At 40.9% G+C, this 16,133-nt stretch carries 19 protein-coding genes; 11 read left to right on the top strand and 8 right to left on the bottom strand.

The genetic code is table 11. From position 1 onward, the window contains the following. Positions 1 to 16: 16 nt before the first annotated feature. Positions 17 to 1,882: an ATP-binding protein gene (locus NXS00_RS16220; protein WP_258100292.1), complete on the top strand. Its 1,866-nt coding sequence runs from the start codon at positions 17 to 19 to the stop codon at positions 1,880 to 1,882. Here NXS00_RS16220 and NXS00_RS16215 read toward each other — a convergent pair whose 3' ends face one another. From NXS00_RS16215 to gpmI, 3 genes are read right to left on the bottom strand one after another with little or no spacing between them, the layout of a single operon-like run. After that, a complete protein-coding gene (locus NXS00_RS16215; RefSeq protein WP_258100291.1) occupies positions 1,883 to 3,658 on the bottom strand; it encodes an ABC transporter ATP-binding protein in 1,776 nt (591 codons plus the stop codon). Then, on the bottom strand, positions 3,655 to 4,206 hold the full coding sequence (locus NXS00_RS16210) for a hypothetical protein (RefSeq protein ID WP_258100290.1): 552 nt from the start codon (positions 4,204 to 4,206) through the stop codon (positions 3,655 to 3,657). Before NXS00_RS16210 ends, NXS00_RS16215 begins: the two co-directional genes overlap by 4 nt. 2 nt (positions 4,207 to 4,208) lie before the next feature. Then, entirely contained in the window at positions 4,209 to 5,729 is a 1,521-nt protein-coding gene (gene gpmI, locus NXS00_RS16205; protein WP_258100289.1) for a 2,3-bisphosphoglycerate-independent phosphoglycerate mutase, read from the bottom strand. A gap of 163 nt (positions 5,730 to 5,892) precedes the next feature. Here gpmI and NXS00_RS16200 point away from each other — a divergent pair, with 163 nt between their 5' ends. From NXS00_RS16200 to NXS00_RS16160, 9 genes are all read left to right on the top strand, one after another. After that, complete coding sequence (locus NXS00_RS16200; RefSeq protein ID WP_258100288.1) at positions 5,893 to 6,279, top strand: DUF4783 domain-containing protein; 387 nt, start codon at positions 5,893 to 5,895, stop codon at positions 6,277 to 6,279. Between the two features lie 51 nt (positions 6,280 to 6,330). After that, on the top strand, positions 6,331 to 7,191 hold the full coding sequence (nadC, locus tag NXS00_RS16195; RefSeq protein ID WP_258100287.1) for a carboxylating nicotinate-nucleotide diphosphorylase: 861 nt from the start codon (positions 6,331 to 6,333) through the stop codon (positions 7,189 to 7,191). 1 nt (position 7,192) lies between these two features. Then, positions 7,193 to 7,669, top strand: coding sequence for a YcxB family protein (locus NXS00_RS16190; protein WP_258100286.1), 477 nt, complete (start codon positions 7,193 to 7,195; stop codon positions 7,667 to 7,669). Continuing rightward, the gene (locus NXS00_RS16185; protein WP_258100285.1) at positions 7,666 to 8,145 is read left to right on the top strand and encodes a regulatory protein RecX; all 480 of its coding nucleotides are present in this window, start codon (positions 7,666 to 7,668) and stop codon (positions 8,143 to 8,145) included. Before NXS00_RS16190 ends, NXS00_RS16185 begins: the two co-directional genes overlap by 4 nt. A gap of 58 nt (positions 8,146 to 8,203) precedes the next feature. After that, a complete protein-coding gene (locus NXS00_RS16180; RefSeq protein ID WP_258100284.1) occupies positions 8,204 to 8,635 on the top strand; it encodes a YHS domain-containing (seleno)protein in 432 nt (143 codons plus the stop codon). A gap of 18 nt (positions 8,636 to 8,653) precedes the next feature. After that, positions 8,654 to 9,163: a DinB family protein gene (locus NXS00_RS16175; protein ID WP_258100283.1), complete on the top strand. Its 510-nt coding sequence runs from the start codon at positions 8,654 to 8,656 to the stop codon at positions 9,161 to 9,163. Next, positions 9,163 to 10,197 (top strand): ATP-grasp domain-containing protein, encoded by a 1,035-nt coding sequence (locus NXS00_RS16170; RefSeq protein WP_258100282.1) that lies wholly within the window; start codon positions 9,163 to 9,165, stop codon positions 10,195 to 10,197. Before NXS00_RS16175 ends, NXS00_RS16170 begins: the two co-directional genes overlap by 1 nt. Beyond that, positions 10,198 to 10,818, top strand: coding sequence for a LysE family translocator (locus NXS00_RS16165; RefSeq protein ID WP_258100281.1), 621 nt, complete (start codon positions 10,198 to 10,200; stop codon positions 10,816 to 10,818). It abuts the gene before it with no gap. A gap of 288 nt (positions 10,819 to 11,106) precedes the next feature. Beyond that, positions 11,107 to 11,379, top strand: a complete 273-nt coding sequence (locus tag NXS00_RS16160; RefSeq protein WP_258100280.1) for a hypothetical protein — start codon at positions 11,107 to 11,109, stop codon at positions 11,377 to 11,379. A 481-nt stretch (positions 11,380 to 11,860) separates the two neighbouring features. Here NXS00_RS16160 and NXS00_RS16155 read toward each other — a convergent pair whose 3' ends face one another. Next, a complete protein-coding gene (locus tag NXS00_RS16155; RefSeq protein ID WP_258100279.1) occupies positions 11,861 to 13,078 on the bottom strand; it encodes a lipoprotein N-acyltransferase Lnb domain-containing protein in 1,218 nt (405 codons plus the stop codon). Between the two features lie 30 nt (positions 13,079 to 13,108). Between NXS00_RS16155 and NXS00_RS16150 the strand changes: the two genes are divergently transcribed. Further along, positions 13,109 to 14,131 carry a radical SAM/SPASM domain-containing protein gene (locus NXS00_RS16150; RefSeq protein ID WP_258100278.1) on the top strand — a complete coding sequence of 341 codons (1,023 nt, stop codon included), beginning with the start codon at positions 13,109 to 13,111 and terminating at the stop codon, positions 14,129 to 14,131. On the opposite strand, the gene NXS00_RS16145 is transcribed toward NXS00_RS16150, so the two are convergent. From NXS00_RS16145 to NXS00_RS16130, 4 genes are read right to left on the bottom strand one after another with little or no spacing between them, the layout of a single operon-like run. Beyond that, positions 14,128 to 14,919, bottom strand: coding sequence for an inositol monophosphatase family protein (locus NXS00_RS16145; protein WP_258100277.1), 792 nt, complete (start codon positions 14,917 to 14,919; stop codon positions 14,128 to 14,130). The two genes, NXS00_RS16150 and NXS00_RS16145, sit on opposite strands and share 4 nt — an antisense overlap. Next, positions 14,912 to 15,592 (bottom strand): 16S rRNA (cytidine(1402)-2'-O)-methyltransferase, encoded by a 681-nt coding sequence (gene rsmI, locus NXS00_RS16140; protein ID WP_258100276.1) that lies wholly within the window; start codon positions 15,590 to 15,592, stop codon positions 14,912 to 14,914. Before rsmI ends, NXS00_RS16145 begins: the two co-directional genes overlap by 8 nt. Next, positions 15,592 to 15,825: a 4a-hydroxytetrahydrobiopterin dehydratase gene (locus NXS00_RS16135; protein ID WP_258100275.1), complete on the bottom strand. Its 234-nt coding sequence runs from the start codon at positions 15,823 to 15,825 to the stop codon at positions 15,592 to 15,594. The genes rsmI and NXS00_RS16135 overlap by 1 nt, the downstream gene beginning before the upstream one ends. A gap of 12 nt (positions 15,826 to 15,837) precedes the next feature. Further along, a complete protein-coding gene (locus tag NXS00_RS16130) occupies positions 15,838 to 16,098 on the bottom strand; it encodes a DUF493 family protein (protein ID WP_258100274.1) in 261 nt (86 codons plus the stop codon). Positions 16,099 to 16,133 lie beyond the last annotated feature (35 nt).

Here is a 16,133-nt window from a genome sequence, read left to right as displayed (position 1 = left end):
CAGCACATTGAATTTCTTGAAACTTTTATGCTTTCTGACTCTTCAGGTAAGCATTCAAATCACTCCGATTGGGTCAAGTCTACCGGACAAAATTGATTCTCTTCAGATGTATTCTGACTTGACCAATCAACAGCGAATGGACAGTGCGCTAGTTCTTTTAAGGTCAACTTCAAAAGATGATGTGGTCAGCAGAAGAAAACTCTTCAACATTATTGCATTAGGATATTATCGTACTACAGAGTTTGATTCCTCTATACTCTACTTTCAAAAAGCTATCGCTTTAGACTCTTCTCGCTTTGACAATGATCTCTTTATCAGTGAAAGAGGCCTGGCCAAGACCTATAATCAGATTGGAAACTTAGAGACTTCCTGGAAACACATAGAAAAAGCCTTGTTTATTGCTCAGGAACTTGATTCTGCAGATAATCAAGCTTCTGCCTACATCAATATGGGCAACATCCTCCTCGACAATTCATCCGAAGATCAGGTGCCACAGGCTATACAATATTATGAGCAGGCGCTCAATCTCACCACTAAACCTTTGACAAAGGCGAGTGTCTACACTAGTTTGGCAAACTGTCACTTTGCCCTGGACAGTATTGACTTGGCATTGTCACTTTATGAAAAAAGCAGAGATCAGTACATCGCTTTGGACAAGCCAGATTATGCCATTATTCCCATGTTTAACATCGCGTTGATCCACTACGATCAGGCCGATTACAACAAAGCCCTTGGGAGTTGTCGTGAGTTAGAAAAACTGAATAATGGTAGCTGGAATCGTATTGACTCATTGGAACTGTACAACCTAACAGCTATTACTCTTCGTCAATTGCAACGCTATCCGGAAGCCATTAACTATCATTTAAAAAGCCTGAAGATCGTTGACCACCTTCAATACATCGATACCGAAAATGTCTACCTGGACATTGCAGAGACTTACACCAAAGTGAATAATTACGAAAAGGCTTATACCTATTTGAAGCTCTACAAAGAACTGCATGACAGCTTAAACAATGTGTCTCAACGTCAGATAGTTTCTGAGCTAGCTACCAAATACGAAACTCAGGAGAAGCAGTCCAAAATAGAGCAGCTTGAAATAGAGCAGGAAAACCTAAAACTAAAAGCGGATCAGGAAGAGCTCATTCGATATGCCATCATTTTTGGGTCACTTCTGTTGCTAATCTCTGCTTCCATTATCATTTATGTGATTCGTCAAAAACTATTCGCAGAACGTGCCGAGCAAATGATTCGCGAACAAGAACAGGCCAAGACACAAGAGCTTTTGATGATCAAAACTCAAATAGAAGCTCAGGAAAAAGAAAAGCAACGAATAGCACAGCATTTACACGATGGAGTAGCGGGCACTTTAGCGGGTATTAAACACACATTGAGCGCCCAATCTGGAAAGGATTCTGCTGTGCTTTCACAAATAGACACCGCATACCACGAGATCCGAACATTATCTCACCATTTGGCCAATCCTCAAGTGTTTGGTGATAACCTCATCTATATGATTCAGAAATATCTGGATGAGATTCAATCATTGCACTCAATAGAAGTAGATTTTCAATCTCCTTCTTTGGATCAAGTAAATGCGATCAACAACATCCTGGTAGAATTTCACAGGATCATACAGGAGTCCGTCACCAACATCCTTAAACATGCTGAAGCCACTTTTATTGAAGTGATTCTTACCATTAGAGAAGATGAAATCAACCTGATGATCGAAGATGATGGCAAAGGTTTTGATCCAGAAAAAACCAGCTACGGACTAGGAATCAGTAGTATAGAGTCAAGAGTACGTGTTTTGAATGGAAACATGCACATTGACTCGAGACCAGGTAGAGGTACAGCAATTGACATCACTGTACCCAATGTCTAATTAATCCTGAAGCTGAAGCTCGATGAAGTTCTTGTAAGAACCTTGATTCTTGGCCAGAAGCTCTTCATGAGTACCAGACTCAACAATCTCTCCTTTATCCAAAACATAGATACAGTCCACCGAGCGGATCGTTGCTAGTCTGTGAGCAATGATAATCGTGGTACGGCCTTCCATCAACTGATTCAATGCCTGCTGTACCAGGTGCTCAGACTCAGCATCGAGTGAGCTGGTTGCTTCATCCAAAATCAAAATATCCGGATCTTTCAATACCGCTCTGGCAATCGCGATACGCTGACGTTGACCTCCACTCAATTTAATTCCACGCTCTCCAACGGTTGTATCGAACTGATCAGGGAATTTCTGAATGAAGTCCAAAGCATTCGCTTTTTTAGCTGCCTCTACCACTTCTTCATGAGTAGCATCTGGTTTACCGTATTTGATATTTTCTTCGATAGACCCACCAAACAGAATCACTTCCTGTGGAACAATACCGATATGAGATCTTAAAGATTGCACATCCAACTGAGAGATGTCCTGACCACCAATGGTGATGGCTCCTCCATCTACTGGATAGAATTTCATCAACAGCTGAACAATGGTAGACTTACCTGCTCCACTATGTCCAACCAGGGCGATTTTCTGCCCTTTAGGAATGGTAAGATCAATGTTATTGAGAACCTGTACTTCCGGACGAGTTGGATAACTAAACTGAATACCCGAGAAACTAATATCTCCTTCCAGGCCAGCCGTTTTAGCAGCTTTTGATTCTTCCCACTCTGGTAGTTCTTCTTGAATTTCCAATATACGCTCTGCGGCTCCTACTGCTTTGGCTACTTGTCCAAACAAATCACCAAGCCCCGCGATGGATGCCCCAATGAATGTGGTGTACAATATGAATTGGATCAAATCCCCTACGGTCATTTCTCCAGACTGAACCAACTTAGCTCCATACCAAAGGATGGCTACAATCCCACCGAAAATCATGAAGATAATGAAGGAAATGAATGCGCCTCTCCAGTTAGCTACTTTCAAAGCTGTCTTCACCACTGATCTCATTTTGGTGCCATAACGCAGCATTTCAAATGCCTCAGAAGTATAAGACTTCACCGCATGAATGCTTTGCATGGTTTCCTCTACAATGACATTTGCATCTGCTAATTCTTCCTGAGTCTGCTTAGACAGCTTACGGATAAATTTCCCGAAGAAGAATGCTGATACAATGATCACTGGGAATGTCGCTAGCATAAATACACTCAACGACGGTGTTAGGAAGAAAATCAAACCAATACCCGTAATCAGAATAATGAATTGGCGAATTAGCTCAGCTAAAGTTGTTGAGAAGGTGCTCTGCAGTGTAGAAACATCATTGGAGATTCTACTGATTAGATCTCCTGTTCTGTGTTTATCAAAAAAGGTGATTGGTAAAGCAATCATTCGCTCATACAGCTCAATACGAATATTGGCCATTGCATTTTCTGTCACTTTCGCGAACAACACCACTCTGAAGAACGAAACAACACTTTGGAAAAACAGCACTCCTAATAAAATCAGGGCTGCAGTACCAATATTATCGGCAAACCAGTTGCCATTACCTGAAGCAAGGTCTACCAGCTTTCCCGACACATACGGGAATACCATAAAAATGGAACTGGAGACTACTAATAGGATCAGACCAACAATAAAGGGCACTTTATAAGGCCACATGTATTGAAAGATGCCCATCAGGTTTTTGAACCCGTCTTTGCTTATTTTTTTCCGCTGCTCTTTACCGCTCATTGCACTCTAATTGACCCGGAGATTACATAATCTTCTTTGTCCTGAAGGATCATCTTCTGTTCTCCATCTATTTGATAGAAACTCAAAAGTCCATCTTTAAACTCAAGGGTCAGTTTTCTCTCGTTGGAATAAATATATTTTGATTCTTGTAGCAGTGATTCTACTCGAACCAGCTCTCCCTCCTTATAAAAGAGGTCAAACTTCTTTACAGCTACATCCTCATCAGACGATTGATAGCTGGTAATATTTTCTTTTTGTTGCTGATCAAACAAACCCACGTAAAATGGTCTGTTCAAATTGAAATCTCTAATAATCGAAAACTCCTTTTCCCAAACCGCAGTATCAGGCTCCAATGTCTGGCTTTCTTCTTCACCATTCATCTGAACAACCTTTACCACTTTAGCTCCACGATCAGTCAATGTGTATTTCTGCTCATCCAGAAGTGAGTCCAGATCAAAATACACATGGATCTCCCGTACAGATCGTTTGTTTTCTTTACAGGCACTGCCGAATACCAGCAGTGCCATGATTATAAGAGTATATTTCATATTTAGAATAACTCATTACCGGTCATTTCTTCCGGCTTAGGTACTCCCATTAGTTTCAAAATAGTTGGAGCAAGATCTCCTAGCTTACCAGACTTCCACTCTCCTTTGTATTCATCATCTACTAGAATACATGGAACAAGGTTTGTTGTGTGAGCTGTGTTTGGAGAACCATCAGGATTCACCATGATGTCAGAGTTACCATGATCTGCAATGATGATACTGCTGTATCCATGAGCCAAAGCAGTTTCTACCACAGCTTTTGCACAACCATCTACGGTTTCACAAGCTTTCACAGCTGCTTCGAATACTCCAGTGTGACCTACCATGTCTGGGTTAGCAAAGTTGAGACATACGAAATCAACTTCTTCTTTCTCTAACTCAGGAATGATTTTGTCTTTGATATCATTGGCACTCATCTCTGGCTGTAAATCGTAAGTAGCCACTTTAGGAGATGGACACATTAGACGAGTTTCGCCTTCAAATTCAGTCTCTCTTCCACCAGAGAAGAAGAACGTAACGTGTGGATATTTTTCTGTTTCAGCGATACGGATTTGCTTCTTGCCATTGTTCGCCAATACTTCACCCAAAGTCATTTTCAAGTTGTCCTTATCGAACACCACTTTCACATCTTTGAAGGTATCATCGTAGTTGGTCATAGTCAGGTAGTACAGATCCAATTTCTTCATATCGTGATCTGGAAAATCCTCTTGTGTCAACACTTGAGTGATTTCTCTACCTCTATCCGTTCGGAAGTTGAAGCACATTACCACATCGCCTTCTTCGATCTTCGCTACCGGCTCGCCACCTTTTGTATGGATGATTGGCTTGATGAACTCATCCGTTACGTTTTCATCATATGATGATTGTACCGCCGCAACAAGATCTTCTGTTTCTACTTCACCTGTAGCATTGACCATCGCATCATAAGCAAGCTTCACTCGCTCCCAACGCTTATCGCGATCCATTGCATAGTATCTACCTGTGATAGATGCAATCTGACCTGTAGTTTCTGCCATGTGGTCTTCTACTTCTTTGATGAAGCCTTTACCACTTTTCGGATCACAATCTCTACCATCTGTGAATGCATGAACAAATACATTGTCCACCTCATTAGCCTTAGCTGCAGATAATAATCCTTTTAAATGCTTTACGTGTGAGTGAACACCACCATCAGACACCAATCCGATGAAGTGAACATTCTTATTGTTCTTTTTTGCGTAATCGAATGCAGAAACCAACTCTTGCTCTTTTGCCAATGAACCATCAGCAGCAGCATTGTTGATTTTTACCAGATCCTGATAGACTACTCTACCAGCACCAATGTTCATGTGACCAACTTCGGAGTTACCCATCTGACCTTCTGGCAGACCTACTGCCAATCCTGATGCTTCAAGGGTGCTATTTGGGTATTTTCCATAAAGACTGTCTACGAATGGAGTGTTGGCTTTATCAATTGCAGAAACGTTCTTGTCTGTAGCAATTCCCCATCCATCCAATATGATGAGTATGACTTTCTTATTCATGTCTATTGTAGTTTAAAACCTGTTCAACGAGTAAAATGTGATGATTAGGGTTTTATGCTGTTTCTTGCGGCAAATATAGCATCCTCTAGTAAGGGAATTATAAGAAAATCTGGTTTATCAATAGAGGAAACTATTTTGGCATAATTTTCGATAACTTTATAGCATGATCAAAGTATCGCTCATTTCGATTACACTACTTTTTAATATCTGGAACAGTCAGCAGGATGCTGTATTGGTGAATATCAGTACTGCTATGAAAGCTGGTAGTTCTAAAGAGTTAATCAAATACTGCAATTCCAATCTGGAAATCAAAATGGACGGCCAAACTTCCAATTACAGCATTGCGCAAGCGGAAGTAGTATTGAAAGACTTTTTCCTTAAAAACCCACCGAAAGGATTTTCCTACATTCATCAAGGAACGTCACCTGAGGGCATGAAATACACCATTGGGTCCTACACCATCGATGGTGGTAAATACCGTGTGGTTATGCTGATCAAAAAGGTAAAAGAGGATTTCAAAATCGATACGATCAACTTCACTAAAGAATAGTACGGTGTATATAGGCCCAGAAATGGGATTCTTTTCTAATTTTGCGGTCTTATGACCAAACCGTATCTCACCGAGCAGAATATTCGCTACTTTATCAAGACAGCATTAGCTGAAGATATAGGCGATGGCGATCATAGTTCGCTTGGCAGCATTCCTGCTGATCAGGTAAGTGAGGCACGACTCATCATCAAAGATCAAGGCATCATCGCAGGTCTTACACTTGCAGAGCGCATCTTCCACTATGTTGATAAAAACATCCAGATTGAGTTTTACAAGAAGGATGGTGATTTTGTCAATAATGGGGATATCGGGTTTATCGTAAAAGGTAATGCACAAGCTATATTAAGTTCTGAGCGATTAGTACTGAACTGCTTACAGCGTATGAGTGCAATTGCTACTTACACCAACAGCATCACCAGACTGATCAAAGGATCGAAAGCAAGACTACTAGACACGAGAAAGACCACTCCAAATTTCAGACTACCTGAAAAATGGGCTGTGGCAATTGGTGGTGGAGTGAATCACCGTTTCGGATTGTATGATATGGTCATGCTGAAGGACAACCACGTGGACTATGCTGGAGGTATTGAAAATGCCATTCTATCCACAGTGGAGTATCTCAAAAAGAATAATCTCGATCTGAAGATTGAAGTGGAGGTTCGCAACCTTAGAGAACTGCAGCAAGTAATAGATACGGGTCATGTACACCGTGTGCTGTTAGACAACATGTTGCCATCCGATTTGAGAGAATCCGTAAAAATGGTGGCTGGTCGAATGCAGACAGAAGCTAGCGGCGGCATTACAGAATTGAATATTGGGGAGATTGCGGAGACTGGAGTGGATTTCATTTCTGTTGGAGCCTTAACCCATTCCTATAAAAGTTTAGACATTAGCTTAAAAGCAATTAGATAAGATGATTGTAAGAACTAAAAAGTATCAACTACCTACGAATACGTATATCAAAACCGCTCTTGGCGCTGTACTAAAGCAACAATGGTGGGTTGGATTAATCTACCTGGCGATTTGTGCAGGGTATTTTATCATTCCGAACTGGTGGTGGATCATTGGTGCAACCATAGCACTTGTATTGTACATTTTGTTTTGGGTAATCCAGTTTGCAGGTGTGACTCAGTTGGAGCAAGGTAAGTTCATGTTCCAGAAAATGTCCTACGAAATCAGTAGTCAGCAAATCTTGTTGAAACTGAATGCCAAGCAAGGCATGCCAATGAAATGGGATCAAATCAAGCGAGCTACCAAAGGCAAAGATCACTTTGTGCTATATGCAAGTAAGGCTCAGCTTTTGTACTTCCCATTCAAAATCTTCAACAACGAGAACGAAATTCGTTTCATCGAGACTGTCCTTAAAAGAAAAGGCTTTATCAAAGAATGAGCAATGAGCGGTTGTTAAAACAGGCTAAGGCCAAAGCAGCCAAATATTGCGCAGGAAGAGAACGAGCTCCTTATCAGGTCATGCAAAAATTGCTTGGTTGGGAGCTTGATGAAGATGACGCTCAGTCGATATTGGCTGAGCTGATACAGGAAAACTATGTCAATGAAGCTCGATTTGTTCACGCATATTGTCATGACAAGTTTGAATTCAACAAATGGGGCAAAAACCGCATCAAACAAGAGCTGAATCAACTCAGAATTGCTGGAGAATCCATTAATGAAGGGTTAAACAGTATCGACCCACAGCGATACGAAGACATTTTACAGTCCCTTGCCAGTCAAAAGTTCCGCTCATTAAGTAACGAGTCTGACAATTGGAAAAGAAAGCAGAAAACCACTGCGTACTTAATCCGTAAAGGTTTTGAGATGAACCTGAGCATTGAAATTGTTAACGATTTGTCAGATCGTGAACATTAATTCAAATAGCTTTAGGTGAATATTTTTTAAATTAAGCAGTTAATCAACACTTATAGCTATGCTCAAATTAATCTGGATATTGGCGGTGATGTTCGTGCAAGACTCGAACTGGAATGTGAACAAGAAAGGTGTAGTCGCTGATGGCTATGATGTAGTGAGCTATTTTTCAGGCGAACCAAAAGAAGGAAATGAGCTATTTGCTTCCACATACGATGGAGCAACGTTCTACTTCCACAGCATGGCCAATAAGAAGACGTTTGATGAGAATCCATCCAAATACACTCCTGAATTTGGTGGATGGTGTGCCTACGCCATTGCTGACACAGGGGAGAAAGTAGAGGTTAACCCTGAAACATATACCATTACTGATGGAAAGCTCTACTTGTTTTACAATCGATTTGGCACTAACACGCTGAAATATTGGCAAAAGGATGAAGCCAACTTCATCAAAAAATCTCAAATAACATGGCAAACTAAGTATCAGCACTAAGTCAGATACCTCTGAATTATGTCAATCAACCAATCTGCAATCAACTTATTAAATCAGCTGCATAGTGTAGTTGATCAGTTTACAAGGGAAAGTTTTTCCAAACCCATCGATACACTGAGCAACAGCAGCATCGGTCAGCATGTACGCCATACACTGGAGTTTTTTATCTGCTTGATGGATTCTGCAACTGATCAGGTCATCAACTATGATAACCGCAAGCATGATCCATACCTGGAGAAAGACCCGCAATTAGCCAAAGACATTATCGAGTCTGCGCAAAACTTTCTGGATGAAACACGCGAAGACTATCCTTTGACCATGGTAGCCAATTACGAAATCGATTCAGATCAGGAGTCCTCCATACCTTCTAGCTACTTACGTGAACTAGCTTATAATATTGAGCACACCATTCACCATATGGCGCTGATCAAAGTGGGCATTAAGACGGATTTTCCAGAGGTCGTTCTTCCAGAACATTTCGGAGTTGCCAGCTCAACAGTTCGCTTTCAAAAATCACAAAATGCCTGATGCTCTCGGGCGTTGGTAAATTTTGGCACAAAGTAACCCACTGGGAGTACTGGCCATTTGGTGTTTTATATTTTCCAGTCTATTTCTATTATACCTGGCTGGTGATCAGATGTAGATCGTTTTTCTTTTTTACGGCGGCTAACCCAACAATCGACTTTGGAGGAATGCTGGGTGAAAGCAAATCAGAAATTTTTAAGTTGATCCCTGAACGGTTCATTCCAAGGTATCAGCTCATTGAAAAAGGTGACACTAAATCCGCATTAGGTTTTGCTCAAGAACTAGGTTTCCCCCTTGTTTGCAAGCCAGATATTGGCGAGCGTGGTAATTTGGTAGAAGTGATCAAGACTAAATCAGACCTTGAGAATTACATCAGCAAGTGCCCGGTTAACTTTTTGATGCAGGAGTTTGCTAATTACCCTATCGAGCTGGGGGTTTTCTTCATAAAACTACCTGGTGAGTCAACAGGAAAAGTGACTTCCATCGTTCAAAAGGACTTTCTGCACGTGATTGGTGATGGACGGCACTCTGTAAATCAACTGCTAGAAAAAAGTCCTCGGGCCATGCTGCAATTGGATTTTGATCATCCACGATTTGCTGAGGTAATGAGTAGGATTCCGGCTAAAAGTGAAAAGGTCGTGGTAGAATCCATTGGCAATCACTGCCGTGGAACCACCTTCTTAAATATGACGCCAAAAGCAACAGAAAAACTTCATCAGGCATTCAGCGAGTTGGCCAATCAAATAGATGGATTTCATTTTGGACGTTTTGACCTTCGTTGCAACAGTTTTGAAGAGCTGGAAGAGTTGAAAAACTTTAAGATATTGGAATTGAATGGCACAGGAGCAGAACCAGGCCACATTTACCAACCAGGATTTCCACTTTGGAAAGGATATCAGGCCATTCTGTGGCACCTCAGTCAGCTAGCAAAAGTTAGCAGGGCCAATCACAAAAGTGGTGTGAAGTACTGGACATTGAAACAAGGATTGGCTAAAATGCGTGCGATTAAAGCATACAACAAAATTGCCCAAAACTAAATGGCTCTTCAGGTATTCATCGTTGCTTTCGTGGTAAGCTACCTCGGATCGATCCCTCCAGGAACGATCAATATCACCACCATGCAGCTGTCTGTACAAGGGCTAAAGCGACCTGCCTTTTTCTTTGCTCTGGCAGCCTCACTTACCGAGTTTGTCTATGCAGGAGTCACTGTGAAATTTCAGATCTTCCTAAGTGAACGCCCTGGCTTCACAGAAAACTTCACTTTGATCACGGCCATCGCCATGATCGTGCTGGGTGTCATCAACTTATTTGCTAAAACCGATACCGAGAAACTCATCAATAGAACCGCGGAAATCAAAGGCCGAAACGGCTTCAAAAAAGGCGTATTACTCGGGATCTTAAATCCGTTGACGATTCCTTTTTGGCTTACAGTGACTGCCTATTTGCAAGCCAACAAATGGATATCTCTGAAGGAATACCATTTTTGGATCTATCTGACAGGATTAACTATTGGCACCTTTTTGCTCTTACTAACTGTCAACCGATTAGGAAGAAAATTCACCAATATCGCCAGCAATCAATTCCTTGTTCACAAAGTACCCGGAATTGCCTTTCTAGGATTGGGGCTGTACAATATGTATCAGTGGTTTAGTTCTTAGGAGTCATTTCAATTTCTGCTAATCATCCTTTACATTTGAGTATGGATTTTTTATCAGATGTTTTATCCAATATTACTTCGGAAGTGGTAATGGAGCTCCCTGAAATCTTCCTCTTTTTATGGGTGATATATAAAAATTCATAAAAGTTAAATTATCCTTACTTAAGGTAAATTTTTCTTACCCTTCTTGCCTAGGACTTCACTTCCGCGAATATCACTGTAGGAAACAAAATGGTTTATTAAAATAACTCTTTCATTATTGATCTAGAATACGTTTCTTGAGTATTAAATGAAAAAAGAATCAAAAAAAGATTCAACTACAAAAAGCGTTGAGAAGCTGTTAATAATTGCTTTAGTAATAGCTATTATAAGTCCATGGGTTTTAACCCGAGAGGCAATTTTTAAAGTTCTAGATTTATCCGGAAAAGGAGAAATTGGAGATGTTATAGGAGGCCTCACAGCTCCTGTAATAAATATCGTTGCTGCTTATTTGGTCTATTTAGCATTCAAAGAACAAAAGAAAGCCAACGACACACAACTAGAAGCAATAGATCAAGAGTGAAATGATCGAAAGAAAGATAATATCAAAAAGGATCAAGAATTTGCATATAACTCCTTAATTAATGAATTAAACTGGACACACGAACAATTGTATTCCCTTTTCAATTATAACGGAATTACTGGTTCTGCAGGATTAAGAGACTTCTTTGTTCATATCGATAATCATTTCACAGCGGATTCGGTGGTAAGGGAGAAATGGCTAATGCAACTCATTCATTTTGACTCTCAGTTTTTATCTCTAAATAGATACTTTATTAACCTGACTTCAGCGATTGATGAAAATCTGAGTACTACTCATAAAAAGATTATCGGATATAAACTTGAAAAAATTATTGAATCAATAAAACAATACGAAGCATTAATAACTAGCTTCCATTCATTAACCCACCAAGTGGATACATCATCAGAAAAATTTGAATTCGATTTAGACAATTACATAGTTCCTGAAAGTGTCCAAACTCTGGCTTCGAATCTTACACGTTCTAGTTCTTAGGCAGCGCATCAGCCTTCGCTCTTTTTTCCTGCTGCTTTTTCAAGTCAAAGTAGATGTAATATCCTCTCAGTACCATCGTCAGCACCAATGGAATCATCGCTTGATTGAGCGGTTGAGGGAAAGCAGTCCAAAGCATTAGCAACAACAAGAACCACGTGCTGATTATCAGGAAGAAGGCACCTAAAAATTTCTGCAGCTTCTCCACTCCTAGCATGTAGGCAAATGGAATAAAGACCGGAATAGCCCAAAGCACATTCATGTTTTCTTTAGACAAGTGCTCCGTTCCCGCCCAAAGGAAAACCAACCACCAACCGATAATTCCAGGCAGTGTAAACACCAATGGGTCTACCCACTTGGTACGCTTCATGCGCTTAAAATCTCTGTTGGTGAAGAACCCTACTACAAAGAAGAAGATCACAAAAAAATTAAACGGAGTGAACACTCCATTGCTCATTTCTTCTGATTCAGGTTTATACGCTTCGATGGTTTCAGCTATTAATGGAACAGTGACTGAATCTCTTTGGAAAGTAGCATTTTCAAATCCACGAGCTACATAGTCCGGCAAAAACATGTACTCTTCTGCAGAAGCCACTTTATCTATTTGCATACCAAGCCCAATGTCGATGATCCACTCACCCCAAGGCTGGTAATGCAAATAATCATGCATTAAATCACGAATCGTTTTATCCTCTGCTACATAGGTCGTATCAAACTGAATCCTTCCGGGAAAATTATCCGTAATGACATCTCTGATTTTCGTAGCACAGTTATCATAGACGTAATTGTAATAGTAATCTCTATTTTCCGGCTTGTAGTTCTCTGCCAGGTAATCAATTAGTTGCTGTTTCTCTGCCAGTGTTAGGTTAAGCTTCTGCTCAATGATGTAGCGATTGTCTTCTTTGTACGCTTCGAAAAACCCTTTGTAGCGAGACATCCCAAGTTTGTAGAGCATTTTACCTCGCGCAAAATTCCAGTAGAAATTCTCCTGATCGAAATCAAAGACCCCGTAGTTGTATACCCAATCAACTCCTTTGATAGGATCTTTTAGGTGAATGGCGCTATGACCAAAAGCAGAATACAGTTCGCCTTGATAAGGCCCTAAAGTCATGATATAGATCTCCGCTTCTTTGGATAAAGTGACTCCTTGCGAAAACGAAGGAACACTTATGAATAGAATTATAGAAAAAAGCAGTGCTTGGAACTTCATATTCGGGTAATGGTTTATAAGTTTAACCTTATGTATATCAATCTGAGTGATAGCTACCGATTGGCCTCAAAGCTAACCCTTAAACGCCTAAATAACGCATGGCAGGTATACAGCTCGTTCCAAAAATCCAGAAAAACGAAAAATCCCGAGATCAAAGGATTGCCCATTAGCATCTCGATAGAACCCACAACGGCGTGTAATCTTCGATGCCCGGAATGTCCTAGCGGTTTACGTTCTTTCACTCGACCTACAGGTAATCTCGATCCGGATCATTTCTATAACCTCATCGATGAAATTGGCGACACACTCTCCTACTTGATTTTCTATTTTCAGGGAGAACCGTATTTGCACAAGCATTTGCATGAAATGATCAAATATGCGTCTGATAGAGGTATCTATACAGCTACTTCTACTAATGCTCATTTCCTAAACGAGGAAACGGCTTATAAAACCATCGAATCCGGTTTGGATCGATTGATCATCTCCATAGATGGCGCCACGCAGGAGACTTATGAGTCTTATCGAAAAGAAGGCAAGCTGGACAAAGTACTGGAAGGAACCAAAAATATGGTTACTGCTAAAAAAGCACTCGGTAAGAAGCATCCACACATCCTGTGGCAGTTTCTGGTGGTGAGACCTAACGAACACGAGATTCCTCAGATCAAAGAAATGGCCAAACAGTATGGTGTGGACCAGTTAGGGTTTAAAACTGCTCAAATCTATGACTATGAGTTTGGCAATGACTTGATCCCTACCATTGAAAAATACGCACGCTACCGTCAGCTTGACAATGGCCAATACGGCATTAAGAATGCGATGGAAAACGAATGCTGGCGTATGTGGCATTCTTGTGTAATTACCTGGGATGGCAGAGTAGTTCCATGCTGTTTTGACAAAAACGCGCAGCATGTTTTTGGCAATACCACAAAGGAGTCTTTTAAAGATATCTGGACATCAGGTGCCTATACCTCCTTTAGAAACACCTTATTGCACTCTAGAGAAGACATTGAGATGTGCAAAAACTGCACGGAAGGAACTAAGGTTTGGGCTTAATACCAATGCTTCTTGATCACCTCAAGCAATTTTGGATGAACCGGACCAGCAGCAACCATTTCTCGTCCAAATAAGAAATCTGAGCCACCTTTAAAGTCGGAGATAAATCCACCTGCTTCTTTTACCAGGATTACTCCAGCAGCTACGTCCCATGGATTGAGGTTGTATTCGAAAAATGCTTCGTATCTACCACATGCTACATAAGCCATATCAGTAGCCGCACTCCCTACTCTTCTAAGTCCGTGTGCATCTTTCATGAGCTCATTCAGGATAGCCAGGTAGTCATCAAGTTTTTCAAAATTATAGATTGGGAATCCAGTAGCAAACAAACTCTCATCTATGGAAGCAGCATCGGTCACATGAATTGGTGCACCATTCATAAAAGCACCGCCATCTTTCCACGCATAGAAGGTTTCACTTCGAGTAACTTCATGAATTACCCCAGCCACCACATCATCTCCATGCATCAATCCGATGCTTATGGCATAAGCAGGCAAACCATGTACAAAGTTGGTGGTTCCATCCAATGGGTCAATCACCCAAGTGTAAGCTTTCTTATCTTGAGAGATCGTGTTTTCCTCTGTAATGAAACCCGCTTCCGGCAAAATTTCCGTTAGACCCGCTACCAATTTCCTTTCTGTTTCCTTATCAACATAAGAAACCAGGTCGCTCTTTCCTTTGAGCTCTACTTTATCTTTGGAGAAATTAGCCGCTTCTTCAGCGATGAACTGAGCAGTAGTTTTCGCAAGTTCTGCGGTAGCTAATGTGATATCTTGGAGGTTAGTCATTTCGTCCTTCTAAGATAACTACAAACTCGCCTTTTACAGTGTGATTTTTAAAATGATCTATCACTTCTGGTAATGGTCCTGTTACAGTTTCTTCGAATTTCTTAGTCAGCTCTCGGGAAACTGAAACACTTCGTTCTGGCCCAATGAACTCTACAAATTGCTCCAAAGTCTTCATCAGACGATGTGGAGATTCGTAAAAAACAATTGTTCTGGTCTCCTCGGATAATATTTTCAGACGAGTTTGCCTTCCTTTTTTGTGTGGCAGGAATCCTTCAAATACAAATTTGTCTGATGGCAATCCTGATTTGACCAAAGCCGGAACAAAGGCGGTCGCTCCCGGAAGGCACTCCACTTTTATATCGGCTTCAGCCGCTGCACGTGCAAGCATAAAGCCTGGATCGGAAATACCTGGAGTACCAGCATCGGTAATCAACGCCAGCCTTTCGCCGCTCTGGAGACGCTCTATGATGCCTTCAGTACGTTTGTGCTCATTGAATGCGTGAAAGCTCTCTGTGGGCGTATTAATGCCGTAATGTTTTAACAAGACACCTGAGGTACGTGTGTCCTCAGCCAGTATTTTATCAACAGATTTTAATACTTCTACCGCACGGTAAGTAATGTCCGCCAAATTGCCAATAGGAGTTGGCACCAGGTAAAGCCTTGTTTCTTCCATTACTTAACTAAATCATCAATAGCAGCTGCCAGTTTGTGATCCTTTTCGGTAACCACATCACCAGCATCATGTGTATTCAATTCAAAAGACACGGTATTGTAGACATTGCTCCAGTTTGGATGGTGGTTCATTTTCTCAGCGATAATAGCCACCTGACTCATAAAGCCAAACGCCTCTACAAAGTCTTTAAACTCAAATGTCTTCTTTAATCGGTTATCTTCTTCTTTCCACATAGTGTTTTCGGTTTATAAAGCGATACAGCCTTCTATCTTGTTGGCTTCTATATAAACATCCAATACCGCCTGACTTGTTTCCATTTCGGCCTCTGCAGTCACACTTACGTATTTTTTGTTGGAACTATCTCGGTATTTGATATCTCCTAAAGGAAGTACCTCAACAATTTCATCACGCTTTTCATGAGGAACAATGAATTTGAACTTATAAGTGCCTGGAAACTCATGCTGATCTTCCAGCTTTTGTCGAAATGATTCTATATCCCAACTCATAATCTCAAGGTAAAAAAAAGCCAGTGAAAATCACT

The sequence above is a fragment of the Marinoscillum pacificum genome, assembly GCF_024714495.1.
GTDB classification, from domain to species: domain Bacteria; phylum Bacteroidota; class Bacteroidia; order Cytophagales; family Cyclobacteriaceae; genus Marinoscillum; species Marinoscillum pacificum.
This window is presented reverse-complemented; position numbering and strand designations above follow the sequence as displayed.

What these genes read in the sequence shown, in the direction of transcription:
- gpmI (WP_258100289.1), bottom strand. Translation starts at nt 5,729, where the DNA reads ATGAATAAGAAAGTCATACTCATCATATTGGATGGATGGGGAATTGCT.
- NXS00_RS16160 (WP_258100280.1), top strand. Translation starts at nt 11,107, where the DNA reads ATGAAAAAAGAATCAAAAAAAGATTCAACTACAAAAAGCGTTGAGAAG.
- NXS00_RS16175 (WP_258100283.1), top strand. Translation starts at nt 8,654, where the DNA reads ATGTCAATCAACCAATCTGCAATCAACTTATTAAATCAGCTGCATAGT.
- NXS00_RS16190 (WP_258100286.1), top strand. Translation starts at nt 7,193, where the DNA reads ATGATTGTAAGAACTAAAAAGTATCAACTACCTACGAATACGTATATC.
- NXS00_RS16130 (WP_258100274.1), bottom strand. Translation starts at nt 16,098, where the DNA reads ATGAGTTGGGATATAGAATCATTTCGACAAAAGCTGGAAGATCAGCAT.
- NXS00_RS16200 (WP_258100288.1), top strand. Translation starts at nt 5,893, where the DNA reads ATGATCAAAGTATCGCTCATTTCGATTACACTACTTTTTAATATCTGG.
- NXS00_RS16215 (WP_258100291.1), bottom strand. Translation starts at nt 3,658, where the DNA reads ATGAGCGGTAAAGAGCAGCGGAAAAAAATAAGCAAAGACGGGTTCAAA.
- NXS00_RS16185 (WP_258100285.1), top strand. Translation starts at nt 7,666, where the DNA reads ATGAGCAATGAGCGGTTGTTAAAACAGGCTAAGGCCAAAGCAGCCAAA.
- NXS00_RS16135 (WP_258100275.1), bottom strand. Translation starts at nt 15,825, where the DNA reads ATGTGGAAAGAAGAAGATAACCGATTAAAGAAGACATTTGAGTTTAAA.
- NXS00_RS16170 (WP_258100282.1), top strand. Translation starts at nt 9,163, where the DNA reads ATGCTCTCGGGCGTTGGTAAATTTTGGCACAAAGTAACCCACTGGGAG.
- nadC (WP_258100287.1), top strand. Translation starts at nt 6,331, where the DNA reads ATGACCAAACCGTATCTCACCGAGCAGAATATTCGCTACTTTATCAAG.
- NXS00_RS16180 (WP_258100284.1), top strand. Translation starts at nt 8,204, where the DNA reads ATGCTCAAATTAATCTGGATATTGGCGGTGATGTTCGTGCAAGACTCG.
- NXS00_RS16150 (WP_258100278.1), top strand. Translation starts at nt 13,109, where the DNA reads ATGTATATCAATCTGAGTGATAGCTACCGATTGGCCTCAAAGCTAACC.
- NXS00_RS16155 (WP_258100279.1), bottom strand. Translation starts at nt 13,078, where the DNA reads ATGAAGTTCCAAGCACTGCTTTTTTCTATAATTCTATTCATAAGTGTT.
- NXS00_RS16145 (WP_258100277.1), bottom strand. Translation starts at nt 14,919, where the DNA reads ATGACTAACCTCCAAGATATCACATTAGCTACCGCAGAACTTGCGAAA.
- rsmI (WP_258100276.1), bottom strand. Translation starts at nt 15,592, where the DNA reads ATGGAAGAAACAAGGCTTTACCTGGTGCCAACTCCTATTGGCAATTTG.
- NXS00_RS16165 (WP_258100281.1), top strand. Translation starts at nt 10,198, where the DNA reads ATGGCTCTTCAGGTATTCATCGTTGCTTTCGTGGTAAGCTACCTCGGA.
- NXS00_RS16210 (WP_258100290.1), bottom strand. Translation starts at nt 4,206, where the DNA reads ATGAAATATACTCTTATAATCATGGCACTGCTGGTATTCGGCAGTGCC.